15 protein-coding genes are annotated in these 15028 nt (G+C 68.9%); 8 read left to right on the top strand and 7 right to left on the bottom strand.

The window, feature by feature from the left end; all coding sequences use genetic code 11:
- The first annotated feature begins 1 nt into the window (after window position 1).
- On the top strand, window positions 2-286 hold the full coding sequence (locus ABJK40_RS16775) for a DUF6356 family protein (protein WP_348480627.1): 285 nt from the start codon (window positions 2-4) through the stop codon (window positions 284-286).
- Between the two features lie 132 nt (window positions 287-418).
- Here the strand turns inward: ABJK40_RS16775 and ABJK40_RS16770 are convergent, their stop codons facing one another.
- Window positions 419-1099, bottom strand: a complete 681-nt coding sequence (locus ABJK40_RS16770; RefSeq protein ID WP_348480628.1) for an alpha/beta fold hydrolase — start codon at window positions 1097-1099, stop codon at window positions 419-421.
- 130 nt (window positions 1100-1229) lie between these two features.
- Window positions 1230-2690 (bottom strand): hypothetical protein, encoded by a 1461-nt coding sequence (locus ABJK40_RS16765; protein ID WP_348480629.1) that lies wholly within the window; start codon window positions 2688-2690, stop codon window positions 1230-1232.
- 246 nt (window positions 2691-2936) lie between these two features.
- Between ABJK40_RS16765 and ABJK40_RS16760 the strand changes: the two genes are divergently transcribed.
- Window positions 2937-3743 (top strand): hypothetical protein, encoded by an 807-nt coding sequence (locus tag ABJK40_RS16760; protein WP_348480630.1) that lies wholly within the window; start codon window positions 2937-2939, stop codon window positions 3741-3743.
- A 68-nt stretch (window positions 3744-3811) separates the two neighbouring features.
- Here ABJK40_RS16760 and ABJK40_RS16755 read toward each other — a convergent pair whose 3' ends face one another.
- Window positions 3812-5734, bottom strand: a complete 1923-nt coding sequence (locus tag ABJK40_RS16755) for an alkyl sulfatase dimerization domain-containing protein (protein ID WP_348480631.1) — start codon at window positions 5732-5734, stop codon at window positions 3812-3814.
- A gap of 202 nt (window positions 5735-5936) precedes the next feature.
- Window positions 5937-6353, bottom strand: a complete 417-nt coding sequence (locus ABJK40_RS16750; protein WP_348480632.1) for a cupredoxin domain-containing protein — start codon at window positions 6351-6353, stop codon at window positions 5937-5939.
- Between the two features lie 43 nt (window positions 6354-6396).
- Here ABJK40_RS16750 and ABJK40_RS16745 point away from each other — a divergent pair, with 43 nt between their 5' ends.
- Genes ABJK40_RS16745 through ABJK40_RS16735 form a run of 3 tightly spaced genes read left to right on the top strand, consistent with a single transcriptional unit; the run spans window position 6397 to window position 9238 of the window.
- Complete coding sequence (locus ABJK40_RS16745; RefSeq protein ID WP_348480633.1) at window positions 6397-6879, top strand: RimK/LysX family protein; 483 nt, start codon at window positions 6397-6399, stop codon at window positions 6877-6879.
- Complete coding sequence (locus ABJK40_RS16740; RefSeq protein ID WP_348480634.1) at window positions 6876-8033, top strand: succinylglutamate desuccinylase/aspartoacylase family protein; 1158 nt, start codon at window positions 6876-6878, stop codon at window positions 8031-8033. The genes ABJK40_RS16745 and ABJK40_RS16740 overlap by 4 nt, the downstream gene beginning before the upstream one ends.
- The gene (locus ABJK40_RS16735; RefSeq protein WP_348480635.1) at window positions 8030-9238 is read left to right on the top strand and encodes a RimK family alpha-L-glutamate ligase; all 1209 of its coding nucleotides are present in this window, start codon (window positions 8030-8032) and stop codon (window positions 9236-9238) included. The genes ABJK40_RS16740 and ABJK40_RS16735 overlap by 4 nt, the downstream gene beginning before the upstream one ends.
- A 71-nt stretch (window positions 9239-9309) precedes the next feature.
- Here the strand turns inward: ABJK40_RS16735 and ABJK40_RS16730 are convergent, their stop codons facing one another.
- Window positions 9310-9852: a DinB family protein gene (locus ABJK40_RS16730; protein ID WP_348480636.1), complete on the bottom strand. Its 543-nt coding sequence runs from the start codon at window positions 9850-9852 to the stop codon at window positions 9310-9312.
- 354 nt (window positions 9853-10206) lie between these two features.
- Between ABJK40_RS16730 and ABJK40_RS16725 the strand changes: the two genes are divergently transcribed.
- The 3 genes from ABJK40_RS16725 to aroQ all read left to right on the top strand — a co-directional run bounded on the left by ABJK40_RS16725 (window position 10207) and on the right by aroQ (window position 12598).
- Window positions 10207-10848 (top strand): hypothetical protein, encoded by a 642-nt coding sequence (locus ABJK40_RS16725; protein WP_348480638.1) that lies wholly within the window; start codon window positions 10207-10209, stop codon window positions 10846-10848.
- Window positions 10849-10915: 67 nt separating this feature from the next.
- Entirely contained in the window at window positions 10916-12106 is a 1191-nt protein-coding gene (locus ABJK40_RS16720) for a PHB depolymerase family esterase (RefSeq protein ID WP_348480639.1), read from the top strand.
- Between the two features lie 51 nt (window positions 12107-12157).
- The gene (gene aroQ, locus ABJK40_RS16715; protein ID WP_348480640.1) at window positions 12158-12598 is read left to right on the top strand and encodes a type II 3-dehydroquinate dehydratase; all 441 of its coding nucleotides are present in this window, start codon (window positions 12158-12160) and stop codon (window positions 12596-12598) included.
- On the opposite strand, the gene ABJK40_RS16710 is transcribed toward aroQ, so the two are convergent.
- Together ABJK40_RS16710 and ABJK40_RS16705 are read right to left on the bottom strand one after the other, a co-directional pair.
- Window positions 12556-13908 (bottom strand): aromatic ring-hydroxylating dioxygenase subunit alpha, encoded by a 1353-nt coding sequence (locus ABJK40_RS16710; RefSeq protein WP_348480641.1) that lies wholly within the window; start codon window positions 13906-13908, stop codon window positions 12556-12558. The genes aroQ and ABJK40_RS16710 overlap by 43 nt on opposite strands.
- Before the next feature lie 82 nt (window positions 13909-13990).
- On the bottom strand, window positions 13991-14851 hold the full coding sequence (locus tag ABJK40_RS16705) for a PhnD/SsuA/transferrin family substrate-binding protein (RefSeq protein WP_348480642.1): 861 nt from the start codon (window positions 14849-14851) through the stop codon (window positions 13991-13993).
- Window positions 14852-15028 lie beyond the last annotated feature (177 nt).

Raw genomic sequence — 15028 nt, 5'->3', positions numbered from 1 at the left:
CATGGAGATCCGGCAGCACTTCACGGAACATCCGGCCTCGGTCGGGGAGACGTACGGCGAGCACTTCAAGGTCGCGGCCGGGTTCGCCGGATCGCTCGCGATCGCCGCCGTGGCCGCCGCCGTCCACGCCGTCGTCCCGTCGCGCTGCTCCGCGACCGCGAGTCGACGGATCCTGGCGATGCACGACCAGATGACGAGCGGAGCGCGCGGGACTCAACTCCACGAGTCGCGCGACGCACGAGCCGACGATCCGGCAGTGGATCACCGGGCCGACGCCGCGGCGTAGGCATCGGTCCGGCATCGGCTCGGCGACGCGTCGGTTCACTCCGGGGAGTTCGATCGGAACGAGGCGGGAATCACCAGCGGGCGGTGCGTGCGGTCCGTGCGACCGTGCCCGCACCCGCTGGGGACCCGAACCTCAGTCGGTCGTCGGTCGAGCCGACGCTGCGAACTCGGCGATGATCTCGGCCACGTCCGACGCATGGGTGTCCTCGTGCATCGAGTGGCCACCCCCGTCGAGCACGACGAGCCTCGCGTCCGGCATCTTTCGTTGGAGGTACTCCCCGGCGCCCGCGTACTCGGGTCGGTCGTCTCCGCCGGCGAGCACGATCGTCGGTGTGGTCATCTCCGCCACTCGGTCCATCACCACCGAGTCCTCCTGCAGGTTCAGTGCAGCGACCCGTTCGGGCACCCCGAACCGATGGGCGTTGCGACGCGACCGTTCGTTCCATCCCTCGCGCTTCTCGGCGTCGCGGAACCCGGGACCCGTGTTGAGCACGACGATCCCCCGACTCGCCGTCGGACGCGTGGCGGCGTGCGCCAAGGCCAGATAGCCGCCCAGCGAATGGCCCACGATGACCGGAACGTCGTCGAGACCGGCGATCACCTCGTCGAGGTCGGCGAGAGCGGCGTCGCGCGTGAAGGCGTCGGGGTCGTCGGGGCACGGTGACCCACCGTGCCCGGGCAGGTCGACGGCGAGCACGGTGTGGCGGTCGGCGAGTCGCTCCGCGACGGCGTCCCAGGTGGATGCCGACATCCCCAGCCCGTGGAGGAGGACGACGGACGGACCGGAGCCCCGACGGATCACGTTCAGCTGCACACCGGTCACGGTACCGAGCCGTGCCGTTCGGACACGGTCCCGGACGCGACAACGCCGCACGGTTCGTCGGGAGAAACGAACGGTGCGGCGTTGCGGCAACCGGTGTCGGGCGCCGAGACGCCCGGCGGGATCAGGCGATGTAGCCCTGGATGTCGATGACGATGTTGGTCGGCATGCTCGTGTACACCTTGATGACACCGTTGAGGTCGGCACGAACGGTCGCCGAGTTGGCGACGACGTCAGTACCGGTGTTGGTGTCCCAGTTGATGTTCGAGGTGTCGGGACGATCGGCATCGGCGGTCGCACCGTTGAACAGCGTCGCGTACCCGCGACCCTCGGCGTTGACGACCGTGAGGTTGATCAGAGCCGCGGTCGCGGTTGCCGGGAAGTCGGTGAATTCGGTCAGGTCGATCGAACGGATCTCTCCTGCGGCGAACTTCGTCTTGTTGCTGTTCGCCGGCGTCGGCTTGTTCGCACGGGAGTCGTACGCACGTGCCGGGTCGACCCACAGGACGTTGCCACCCTGGCTGAGCGGGATCCAGTTGTTGCCGTCGCTGGTGTTGTACCACAGCACTCCGGCACCGTCGACGTAGAGCTCACCACGGAGGTGGCCGTCGTCGGTCGGGGCGCCCGTTGCGACACCCTCGGACGGGATCAGACGGGCCGAGGCCTTGCCACCGACGAACTCGCCGCCGTAGCCCTCGGCGGACACGCCACCGATGCCGGCACCGATGCCGCCGTGACGGCCCCACGTGGCGGCCGTGGTGTTGCGGCCATCGCCGTTCGGACCCGCTGCGTCGGCCGGGGTGTCACCGGCGATCGAGTGGCCGCCACCGAAGGTCTCACCGAAGACGGCGTGCGAGCCGTTCGTCGGAGCGACGACGGTCCCCTCGACGGCTCGGGAGGATCCGGCGATCGGGACCACGTTGGTGTTCGTGTTGACACCACCCACACCGGCACCGAGACCGGCGTGGCGACCCCACGTGGCGGCGGTCGTGTTCGGTCCGGTGCCACCGGGTCCGGCCGCGTCGGCCGGGGTGTCACCGGCGACGGAGTGTCCGCCACCGACGGTCCGACCGAACACGGCATGGGAGCCGTTGGTCGGATCGGTGATGATGCCCTCGGCACCGCGCGCCGTGCCGGCGATCGGCACGTCGGCTGCGATGTTCACGCCGCTGGTGCCGGCGCCGAGACCGGAGTGACGGCCCCAGGTCGCGCCGACCGTGTTCTCGCGCAGGGTGTTCTCGCCGGCGATGCCGTGCCCGAGGCCCGCCGTGATGCCGCGGACCGCGTGCGAGCCGTTGCCTGCACCGGTGAGCTGTCCGAGCACGGCCTCTTGGCCCGGGGTGCCGGCGGTCGTCGCCGTGCCGTTCGTGTTCGTGATGACCGTGGCGCCATCAGCGGTGGTGTTGTCGGGGTTGCCCACGAGCACCGGGTCGTCGTCGGCTGCGGACGCGGACTTGGACCCGACGAGGGCGGCGGCGCCTGCGAGGCCGGCGCCTGCGATGAACATGCGGCGGCGGTTTGGCGTGGCGGTTTCGGTGGGGACGTCTGCGACGTCGTTGGTGATCTGATCAATCTGGTCGGTCATGCGGTGGCTGGCCCTTTTTGATGGTGTGTCGTGCCCGGTCGGACACTGAGTCGCGCGAGTTCGTTCCCCGAACACGTCTGGATCAAACCAACTTTGGCACCATCGGTGAAATTTTCCTGTCAGCACGTCGACGGGCGGTCGCGACTAGTTTCCCACCCAGGTTCCCGGCTCCAGGTCGCTGGCACGTGTCGAACGGCACCGGTTCTCCGCTCGGATCGACGCCGGGCCGTGCCGATACTCCCTCCGATGGAATTCGTGCAGCACCGCGCCGCCGACACGACCCCGAGGAGGGTGGAGCCGACGATCTGGGATCGTCTGCGTCGCCGCGCCTGGTCGCGTGCCGGTGCGGTTGCCGCTGTCGTGTCGACCGGCCCGACGCGCCGGGTTCTCGGATTCTCGACGCGGCTGATGATGTTGACGGTCGGGTCGTTCCTGATCGCCTCCTCCGTCGCGGTCACGCTGTGGACCGAACTCGGCCCCGGGCCGCTCGACGTCTTCATCGGTGCCGTCCGCAACATCACCGGGATCCCACTGGCCGTCGCGGTGTGGACGACGGTCGGGGTGATCATCGCCGTCGCGTGGATGCTCGGTCGGCGACCCGGTCTCGGCACGCTGCTGTCGCCGTTCATGATCGGCCCGATGCTGCAGTCGGTCGACGCCGTCCTCGGTCGGTTCGATCCTCCCGGACCGCTGGTCGTGCTGATCGCCCTCCAGTTCCTCGCGATCTTCGGCATCGGTGTCGGCGCGGGAGCGCTCATCGTGTCGGGCCTCGGCGCAGGCTCGGGTGAGCTCTTCGCGAGTGCCACGTCAGACCGTGTCGGCAGGTCCGAGAGCTCGGTGCGATTCGTGATCGAGATGTCGTGGATCGCCGTCGGCGTCGCCCTCGGTGGCCCGGCCGGGCTGGGAACGGTCATGGTCGCTGTGTTGATCGGCCCCGCGGTCGCTCGCGGTCACGGTTGGGTCGATGCGGTCGTCGCCCGCTCGATCAGGGGCGTCACCCACACCCACGAAGCGATCGTCGCGCGCGAACTCGCCGCCGCCAGCTGTCGTTGAGGAGAATCGGCCCGTGAACGTCGAACGGTGTCTGACACCGTTCGACAGGTGGTGACACCGATCGATCTCTAGGGTTCGACGAGGTTGGCGCTGACGAACGTGTCGAGCGACGTGAGGAGCGCGTCGACCACGGATCGGTCGCCGCTGACGATCTCGATCGAGCCGTTCTCGATGCGTTCGTCGAGCCGCTCGGGGTAGGCGATCACGTCGACCATCGCCCCCCGGTCACACCGGACCTGTGCATCGGCCGGGAGTTCGTCGGCCTCGCCCGCGTCGTGGTGGATCGTCGCGTTCTCGACCGTGCACCGGTGGCTCAGCGGACCGTCCGACGTGTTCAGGTCGGTCACCGTCCACGTGACCGACAGCGTGTCGAGCGAACACTTCGACGGATCGAACCGCGACGCGACCATGTCGATCAGTTGCTCGCCGGTCATCCCGCTCGCCATACCGGGCGGGCCACCACGTCCGAGTTGGATCGTGCCGTTGCGCAACTCGTACGCACCCATCAGGTACGCGTTGCGCCACGTGGCCGACTCGGCCTGGTAGCCCAACTGTTCCATGGCGTCAGCCGACAGCGACCGCGCCTCACGGTGTTCGGGGTCGTGGAAGATCAGATGCTTGAGCACCTCGACGGTCCACCGGTAGTCGCCGTCGTCGAACGCCGACCGGGCACCGCGCATCACGCCGTCGGCTCCACCCATCATGTCCACGTACCGGTGCGCTGCGTCGACCGGCGGGTGCGGCTGGAGGTTGGCGGGGTTGCCGTCGTACCAGCCGAGGTAGCGGTTGTAGACGGAGCGGACGTTGTGCGACACGGTCCCGTAGTAGCCCTGGACGTGGGACTGCCTCGAGAAGCAGTCGGGCAGTTGCGACAGTTCGGCGGCGATCTCGTCGGGCGTGTGTCCGTGGTTGGCGAGGCGCAGCGTCTGGTCGTGCATCCACCGGTACACGTCGCGTTGCAGCTTGAGGAACCCTTCGACGTCCGCCGCCCCGAAGCGCGGCCAGTGATGGCTGGCGAACATCGTGTCCGTGTGCGATCCCCACATGCGCATCGCCTCGTGGATGTACTTCGACCAGGCCAGCGCGTCGCGGACCTGCGCACCGCGGATCGGGTACAGGTTGTGCAACGTGTGGGTGCAGTTCTCCGCCATGCACAGCAGCCGCTTGTCCGGGAAGAAGAAGTTCATCTCCGACGGAGCTTCGGCGTCGGGTGTGTTCTGGAAGACGATCCGCACTCCGTCGACGTCGAGTTCGGCTCCCGTCTCGAGGATCAACTCGGTCGGAGCGACGAGGCCCGACGTGCCGAGCGGGACGGTCTTGCCCAGGCCGGCATCGACCTGGCCCATCGGTCCGAACGGCAACAGCGGGCCGAACTGGTACATCGACCGCCGGCCCATGATCGGGCCGGCCAAGACGTTCTCCCCGACGGCTTCGTGCATGAAGCCTTCGGGGGCGATCACCCGGACGTCGCCGGCGGCCACGGCCTCTCGGGACGTGACCCCCAGCATCCCACCGAAGTGATCGAGGTGGCTGTGGGTGTAGATCACGGCGCTCACGGGCCGCTCGCCGAGGTGTTCGTTCGCCAGGTCGAGGCAAGCGCGGGCGCATTCCTCGGCGGTCAACGGGTCGATGACGATCCAGCCGCTGTCGGCTGCGATGAACGTGATGTTGGAGATGTCGTATCCGCGCGCCTGCCACACGCCGTCGGCCACCTCGAACAGGCCGTGGATGGCGTTGAGCTTGCCCTGGCGCCACAGACCGGGGTGGACGGTGTCGGGTGCCGGGTCATCGGTGCGTAGGAAGTCGTGGTGTGCTGTGTCCCACACCGGGCGGCCGTTCTTCTCGATCCGGCCGGTCGGGTGTTGCGCGACGAGACCGCGGTTGGCCCCGGCGACATCGACCCCGTCGTCGAAGTCGATCATCGCAGCCGAGTTGCGACGCGCCGTGAATTCCGTCGCGGGTTTGGGCTGGTTCGTCTCGGCAGTCGACATGACGCCAGTTGAGCAGAGGCGGAGTGGTCGCCACGAAGGCGGACGAACGGTCTGCGAACGGGTCCGGTGAGTCTGGGTCGGGTCGGGGGCGACGGGGACTCACCGTTGGGTGGGGGCGTTGGGTGTCGGTGAGTCTGGGTCGGGTCGGGGGCGACGAGGACTCACCGCTGGGGGCGGGGCGGGAGCCGGCCGGGCCGGGCGGTCAGCCCTCTTCGGAGGCACCGCCGATCACTTCGAACTCGGCCTGTTGCCCGAGCGATCGATGATCGTCGATGTCGCAGATCACGACGTACACACCGGGGGCGTCGAACGTGGCCACGACCGTGTCGGACGAGCCCGGAGCGATCCGCTCGGTGATGCCGAGTCGTCGACTCGCGTCGGTGAGCACCTCCATCTGGTGCTCCACCGCCCCCTCGTTGCGGACCCGGAACTCGACGGTGTCGCCGGCCTCGATCGTGATGCGCGCATCGGCGCGGAATGCGAAGTCCGTGGCCGCGATCTCGACCACCTGGGTCGGATCCCCGCCCGGTGCGCCGGCGTCGTCGGAACCGCAGGCCGACATGGAGATCGGTGACAGGAGAACCACACCGACGAGAGCGATGGCGCGGCGGGATGGCATGGGGAGAGCGTAGATCCGAGCATCGTGCAAGTAGGTTGCCGACGTGGCCGACGCGACCCGAAGCGAACCGACCCTCGTCGGCTGGCGGGAGTGGTTGGCCTTCCCGGAGTGGGGCATCCCGGCCGTCAAGGTCAAGATCGACTCGGGTGCACGGACATCGGCACTCCACGTCGACGACCTCGAGATCGTCGAGCGCGACGGCCGTCGCATCGCCACCTTCATCGTGCACCCCTGGCAGCGATCCGAGCGCGACGGCGTCGAGGTCAGCGTGCCGCTCGTCGACGAACGATCGGTGACGAGTTCGTCGGGGGAGACGACGACCCGGCCCGTGGTGATGGCCGTGATCGAACTCGACGGCCGGCCTCACGAGATCGAGCTGACACTCACCCGTCGTGACGACATGGGGTTCCGGATGTTGCTCGGACGCAAGGCGATGGAGGGTCGCTACCTCGTCGACCCGTCGCACTCGTATCTGACGGGCCGGCCCGACCTGGCGACCCGTCGCCGGAACAGGAGCAGCGCATGACCGGGTTCGAGTCCGTCCCACCGTCGCCGCCGATCTCGACGGGATCGGAGCTCGACGACACGCTCGTCGCCCCGCCCCCACCGTTGCGGCGGCGCCTGATCCGCCGGCCGTCATTCGCGATCGGGGACCTCGACGTGGCGGCGGGGAAATCGGCGATCGGCGAGATCCCGGTGTCACGCCTCGTCACCGGCAACCGGATGTCGATTCCGATCAACGTGTTGCACGGTCGCCACGAAGGACCGGTCGTGTGGCTCAGTGCGGCGGTCCACGGCGACGAGATCGGCGGGGTCGAGATCATCCGTCGGTCCCTCCAGGGACTCGATCCCAAGACGCTGGCGGGCACCGTCGTGGCGGTGCCGATCGTCAACGTGCACGGCTTCGTGAACGGCGACCGCTACCTCCCCGACCGGCGCGACCTCAACCGCTCCTTCCCGGGTTCCGCCAACGGCTCGCTCGCCGCCCGGATCGCCAACCTGTTCCTGACCGAGATCGTGAGCCGGTGCGATGTGGGGATCGACCTGCACACCGGATCGGATCACCGCACCAACCTGCCGCAGATCCGCGCCGACCTCGAGGATCCGCGCACTCGTGATCTGGCGATCTCGTTCGGCGCGCCGTTCATGATGCACGCCAAGCTCCGCGACGGTTCGATGCGCGCCGCCGCCACCGCGACCGGCGCGACCGTCCTGCTGTACGAGGGCGGCGAGGCGTGGCGGTTCGATCGGGCCGCCATCGAGGCGGGGGTGGTCGGCGTGGGTCGGGTGCTGGCCCGGCTCGGCATGGTCACGACGCTCGACGAACCGGTCGGGCTGGACGGCGCGACCGCAGTACCGCAGCCCGTCGAGAGCCGGTCCAGTGGCTGGGTCCGCGTGCGCCGCAGCGGGATCGCGGGAATCGACGTCGAACTGGGCCAACTCGTCGAGCGTGGCCAGATCGTCGCAACCGTTCGTGACTCCGTCGGTCGACGCCTCAGCCAGGCCCGAGCGAACCGGTCGGGCCTGGTGATCGGCCTCACGCGGCAGCCGCTCGTGAACCAGGGTGACGCGATCATCCACATCGCCGAACTGCTCGATCGGCCGGCCGCCACAGCAGCGCCCGCCGATCTGCCCATCCCCCCTCCCGTCGCCTCGCCGTCAGAAAGTCCAACACCATGAAACTCGCGATCCTCTCTCGCTCGCCCGGCGCCTACAGCACCTATCGACTGAAGGCCGCTGCCCTCGAACGCGGTCACGACTGCAAGGTGCTCAACACGCTGCGCTTCGCGATCGACCTGTCGGGCCACAACGAACCCGATCTCCAGTTCCGCGGCAAGCAACTGTCCGACTACGACGCCGTGCTCCCGCGCATCGGTGCGTCGATCAGCTACTTCGGCACCGCCGTCGTGCGCCAGTTCGAGCAGATGGACGTGTACACGCCGAACACGGCGAACGGCATCGCCAACTCGCGCGACAAGCTGCGGGCGACCCAGATCCTCAGCCGTCACGCGATCGGGATGCCCGCCACCTCGTTCGTGCGGGACAAGAAAGACGTGCTCGCCGCGATCGATCTGGTCGGGGGTGCACCGGTCGTGATCAAGTTGCTCGAGGGCACCCAGGGCATCGGGGTGATCCTCGCGCCGGACACCCGAGTCGCCGAGGGCATCATCGAGACGCTGCAGTCGACGAAGCAGAACGTGTTGATCCAGCAGTTCATCGCCGAGTCGAAGGGGCGCGACATCCGCGCGCTCGTGGTCGGCGATCGCGTGGTGGGGGCGATGCGCCGGACCGCGCAGGGAGACGAGTTCCGGTCGAACGTCCACCGCGGTGGATCGGTCGAGGGCGTCGAACTGAATGCCGAGTACGAGCGGACGGCCGTCCGCGCCGCTCAGATCATGGGGCTGAGGGTGGCGGGCGTCGACATGCTCGAAGGCAACGACGGACCCCTCGTCATGGAGGTCAACTCGTCGCCCGGGCTCGAAGGGATCGAACGGGCGACCGAACTGGACATCGCCGGGGCGATCATCGACTACATCGCGAACCAGGTGGCGTTCCCCGAGCTCGACGTGCGTCAGCGACTCTCGGTGAGTACCGGGTACGGCGTGGCCGAACTGCTCGTGCGCGAGGGCGCCGGTCTCGTCGGCACCACGATCGCCGACTCGGGTCTGCGCGAGCGAGACATCACCGTGCTCACCCTGCACCGCGACAATGTCGTGATCCCGAACCCGCGGACCTCTCGTGTGTTGGAGGCCAACGACCGGATGACCTGCTTCGGCAAGTTGGAGGAGATGCGCGAGATGATCCCGGCTCGTCGCAAACGTCGCCAGAAGGTGCGCAAGCTCCCCGACGACGCGCTCCCGGAGAACGCCCATCCCGACTCCTGACACGACGACCAGAGCGGCGTGCGCGGACACCCGGTCTGCGCCCGCGTGACCACTCGCTCGGCGAGCGCGGGTCAGCCGGCGAGGACGCAGTATCCGTCGATCTCGGTCAGCAGCAGCGACGTGGGGTGGGCGATCGGTGGCCGACCGAGGTCGCGGTGACGGACCTCGCCGATCCACTGCGCATGTTGGTACTCGTGGTTGACCACGGCGACGAGCAGCGTCCGTGCGATCGCGTCGAGTTGTGCGGGTGCGCCGACGTCGCCGTTCGCGATGTTCCCGATCCGGAAGCGAACCCGATCCGCCACGCCATCGCGGTACGCACCGAGCCGCTCGGGCGTCGGAAGTTCCCCACGGTCCGTCTCGGGGGTGGCACCGTCCATCAGCGCGTCGAGAGCGGGGTCGAGGCTCGGTTCGGCTGCGGTGAGGTTGCGGATCATGAAGTGGGCGACGGCGGCCTGATGGCCGAGGTGCCAGCCGATCGCGCTCGATTCGGCGTGCGGGCGCCACGCCACCTCCTCGGGAGTGAGATCGGCCCAGAGCGTCGCCGTGTGTGCGATCGCCCGTTCGTACTCGTCGAGCAATCGGGGGATGGTGGCGCTCGGAGTGTTGCTCATGATGGTGTTCCGATCGATCGGCGGTGATGGTGGTGATGGTGATGGTGATGGTGATGGTGATGGTGATGGTGATGGTGATGGTGATGGTGGTGATGGTCGATGGCGGTCGCTCGAGTCGACGACGTGACCCACCGCCCGTTCGGTCGCTGCGGCGTCCGTGAATGCGACTCCCGGTTCGCTGGTGACTGCGGGCGACCGTTCCCCGCACCCACGATCGCCGGGAGTCCGTTGCGCATGGGATGGGAATCTACGGATCGCCGGTGAGGGACCGTCGGCCGTCGCTTCCGTCTCCGCGGACGGCGTGCCTTGAACATCCACCACCGCTGCGTCGGCGTCTGTGAAACTGAGAGTCATATGAACGCCTACTCGCGCACGCTCACTCTGCCCGGTGCAGCGCGGCCGATGCGCGAACGCGGTGCGTCGGCGCTCGATCGCGTGTTCATCTCCTGGCCGGCACCCGATCCGGCCGCCCGGGTGCTCGACTCGTGGGGCGCGCCGACGGGTTTCCCGGTCGTGCGATCCGGACTCGCTCCGTGGGCGCCGCCGAATGCGATGATGCGCTTCGATCTCCCTCGTCCCGGTGCCTTCGTGCCCGTCGACGGGTCGATCCGGCGGGCCGACCTCGTCGAACCGCAACACGACGTGTCGATCCCCGACATCGCTGCGGCGTCCCTCGCAGCACTCGCTGCACCATCGCCGTCCGACAGCGGGTCCGCGCAGCTTCGTTCCCGTCAACCGCTGACCGCACCGGCGCTGGTCGAGCAGCCCCTCTTCGGGCGACCGGGTGCCGACCGACCGTCTGGCGGGCGGCCTCGTGCCGTACAACCGTGGCCCGCTCCGACGCTCGGGACGGCGCGGTCCTTCGACGCCCCGGCCCCGGTGCCGACTCCAGGTGATGCGGATCGGAGCGGCATCTCGCTGCGTCTGATCGCAGGCCTCGCCGCCGCAGCGGGCGCGGTCGCCGCCGGCGCTGCGGTGTTGATCTCGCTGTTCTGACCGACAGCCCGAGCGTGTCGGGCCGCGACGCGATGCGATCGTGCAGGGCCGGTGCGATGATGCGATCATGCGAACCGCCCGGATCCTCGCCTTCTCGCTCGTCGTGTCGTCCGCCGCCTGTTCGTCGGGCGGAAGCGACGACGCGTCACCGGTCGTGTCGCCCGTGAACAGCGACCCCGCGGCGACCGTCACGTCGTCACCCGACACCGCGACCGACACCTCGTCGCCCGAGACGTCGTCCTCGGAGACCACGTCGTCCGACACGCCGTCACCCGACACGTCGATCGCCCCAGCGTCGACCGACGCGAGCGGGAACGATGTCGCTTCCCCCGCCGAAGTCGACGGGGGAGGGACCGGAGACGAACCGCTCGTGATCGACGGTCCTGCTCAGGTGCGGATGTCGTGTGCATCGCTGCCGCAGGGTGTCTCGGAGTTCACCCTCGAGGGCGGTGGTGCCGTGCACGACGTGCGGATCTACGTCCCCGAGACGGTTTCCTCCGACCCGGCGCCCGTCGTCCTGAACTGGCACGGCCTCGGTTCGAGTGGCCCCGATCAGGCGGCCTTCTCCGGCTACGAGACGGTCGCCGAGGAAGAGGGCTTCGTGGTGGTCCATGCAACGGGCATCGACGGCGGCACCGGATCGAACTCGTGGGAACTCGCCCAGTTCGCCACCGACGATCGTGACGACCTGGCATTCGCCGACGCGCTGATCGACACCGTCGTCGCCGACTGGTGCGGCGACCCGGCCCGCATCTACTCCACCGGGATGTCCAACGGCGGGCTGTTCACCTCGGAACTCGTGTGCAACCGATCGGCGCGCATCGCAGCGGCAGCGTCGATCGCCGGCACCACGCATGCCCCGGGTTGCGACCCCGAGCGCGCCGTCCCGTACATCGCCTTCCACGGAACGGCCGACGACGTGGTCCCCTTCGACGCCGACGAACCGTCGGTCCTGCTGCCGCAGGCCGGTGTCGACGCGCTGATCGACGACACGACGCCGGGCGAGTTCGCCGAGTTCGCCGCCGACTTCGGGTGCGAGCCCGACCCGACGCCCGTCGAGGAGACCCCGGAGGTCGTCCGCTACGACTACGCCGGATGCGCCGACGACGTGGCGTTGGCGTTCTACGAGATCATCGGTGGCGGACACACCTGGCCCTCGTCGCCGCTGTCGGATGTGCTCGACGGTTTCGGCTACTTCACCCAGGACGTCGACGCGACCAGAGACGCGTGGGCGTTCATGTCCCAGTACTCGCTCTGACCTGCACGGCACCACATGGTGCCGTGCACCGGCGCGGCCTACGCTCGGAGCATGACGCGCGAGATCCTCGTCCTCAACGGGCCCAACCTGAACCTCCTCGGAACCCGTGAGCCCGAGACGTACGGCACCGACACCCTGGACGACATCGTCGAAGGCCTCAGCCGGCTCGCCGAGACACGCGGGTTCGAGGTCCGAGCCGTGCAGTCCAACGCCGAAGGCGAACTGGTCGATGCGCTGCACGCCGCGTCCGCCGACGGCGTGCTCGGCGTCGTGTTCAACCCGGGTGCCTACACCCACACCTCGATCGCGCTGCGCGATGCGATCACCGCGACGCGCCTGCCGGTGGTCGAGACGCACCTGTCGAACGTGCACGCACGCGAGGAGTTCCGCCACACGTCGATGCTCTCGGCGGTCTGCCTCGGTGTGGTCGTCGGCTTCGGCCCGACGAGCTACCGCTTGGCGCTCGACGCGCTCTTGACGTTCCTCGACTGACCGCGACCGGTCCGACCCGCGACGGTCACTCGCGCAACGAGGTCGTCGATCGCTGCCGGCGCGGGATTGGCTCGGGTTCCTCGCCGGTCGGCCTCGCTCGCGGGGTCGTCGCCCTCCGGGATCCGGATCTCGCAAGGTGACGCCAAGGTCATCGAGTCGGCCAGCATGTTGTGGAAGCGGTGGAGCGGTTCCTCGAACCGAGGTGCGAGTGGCCCCGCCGGCACGCTGCCACGAGCCAACCCGCGTTGCCCCCGTTCCACGATGTCGATGTCCTCGCCGTTCACCTCGAGCCAGAACTCACGGGTGGGCGCGAAGTCGTCGTCACCGAGACCGGTCGACCGCGGCGGCAGCAGCCAGGAGCAGGTCTCGACGGTGACACCGGCGGATCGGGGTGCCAGACGCATCACGAACGCGTGGTTCGGCAGCACCGACAGCAGCACGTTCGGGAAGATCGCCACGAACCGCCCACTGTGCATGTCGGAGTCGTCGAGGTCGTCGGCGGGAGGCATCCGGAGCCAGTCGTCGCGATCGTTGCCCGACACCGGGGTGGTGCTCTGACCGCAGTACATCCCGCGACCCTGGTAGCGGTAGTGGTCGTCGACCCGACTGACCTTCGAGAGTTCCGGATGCACCCACGTGAGGTGGTAGTACTCCTGGAAGTTCTCCGAGACGAGCTTCCAGTTCGCCGCGATGTCGACCTGCTCGGACGTGCGCTCCGTCCAGGCGTCGAGCCCGTAGCCGGCCATCCGGTCGGGGAGGTCGCTGAGCCAGTCGAGCAACGGTGCGGTGCCCTCGTGGAGACAGGCGAACAGCAGCGCGCCCCAGGTGTCGACGCGTACGCGCACCAGCCCGTGGTCGGCCTTGTCGAAGGAGTCACGGGGAAGGTCCTCGAAGTGCGGAGCGGCGACGAGGCGTCCGTCCGTCGCGTAGCCCCATCGGTGGTAGGGGCACCGGATGGTGTTCGCGATCTCACAGTCGGCGGCCGCCAGTTCCGTTCCACGATGACGACACGAGTTGAGGAAGCCGTACAACTCGCCGTCGTTCGAGCGGGTGATCAGGACGGAACGCTCGCCGACGTCGCGCACGAGCAACCGACCGGGACCTCGGACCTCGTCGGCGAGCCCCACGCAGACCCACGCCCGTGCGAAGACGGCCGCCTGCTCGTCGGCGAAGAAGTGTTCGTCGGCGTATGCGGCGGGCGAGAGTCCGGTCGCACCGGTCAGTCCGGCCCGGGTGCCGGCCCACCAGTCGTCGCGCGCCCACGGTCGGTGGTCGTTCGTCCCGATCGATGAACCCACCACGCCACTCATGATCGACGAATTCTCGCAGACCGGGGATGGTGCGTGGAACGGCGACACGCGTGGCGGGCCGCGGTTCGATCCGAGGGCGCTCTCAGCGATGCCACGGGTGGAGCGCGGCGTGCTCGACGCGGTCCGCCACCACCTGGAACTCCTCGAGACGTCGGGACCGGTAGCCGACGATGTGGAGGCGGGCGGCGGTCGGCGTGTCGAGTGAGTCGATCGCGGCCCGCAGCGCCGCATCGAGGGCGGCGCGGTGGTGCCCGAGCTCCCACGAGACCACGCACACCACCCCAGGGGTCGGCTCGGTGGTGCCGATCACCGACAGTCCCGCGGATGCCGGCTCGTGTTCCAGCGCGAGACGCCAGGAGTGGACGTCGATCGCAGCGAGGTCGGCTCGACCACCGGCCACGGCACGCACCGACTCGCGGTGCGCGCCGGTGAAGACCGGCTCGCCGAAGATCGGGCCGTCGTCGAGTCGGTCCCGCACGAAGTGCCCGAGACTCCAGTATCCCGACTGGGAATCGGTGCCGTTCGAGGCGATGGTGCACCCGTCGAACCGTTGGATCGACTCGTCGGCGACGGACGAGCCGACACCGTCGGGTCCGAGCCCGCTGCGGCGTTCGTCGTCGGTGCGTGCGATCAGCACCGAGTAGTACGTGCCGGGGTCGGTGTCGGGCAGGCCCGGTGGCGGTTCGTAGACGATCGTCCCCACCACCTCGGTCTCCCCGAGCCCGTCGCGGACGGGGTTGAGGGAACACACCTGTCCGAGGATCATCGTCGGGTCACCCCACAGGTCGACGAGTGAGTCGGTACGGGTCAGGCGGTCGGGCGCGAGCACGCCTCGTTCCCGTGCCGCGGCAGCGATCGTCGACCACAGGCGATCGACGTCGCTCTCGACCTCGGGCCAGTCGTACATCGGGAGACCGGCGACGAGGGGGACGCGGTCGTTCATCGGGGGTGCGTCACGCGGGGGACGTGGTGATCGGCTCGACCGAGACTCCCGAGGAACTCGACGTCGTGGTGATGCGGTGGGACTCGGTGATGGACATTCGGCGGCTCCCTCGGGGTGGGACCGGGGTCCCCGCCCGCTGCATCGTGAGTCTTCCAGACGAGCGAGCCGGTCCCTGCA

This window comes from Ilumatobacter sp., assembly GCF_039969435.1.
GTDB lineage: Bacteria > Actinomycetota > Acidimicrobiia > Acidimicrobiales > Ilumatobacteraceae > Ilumatobacter_A.
This window is presented reverse-complemented; position numbering and strand designations above follow the sequence as displayed.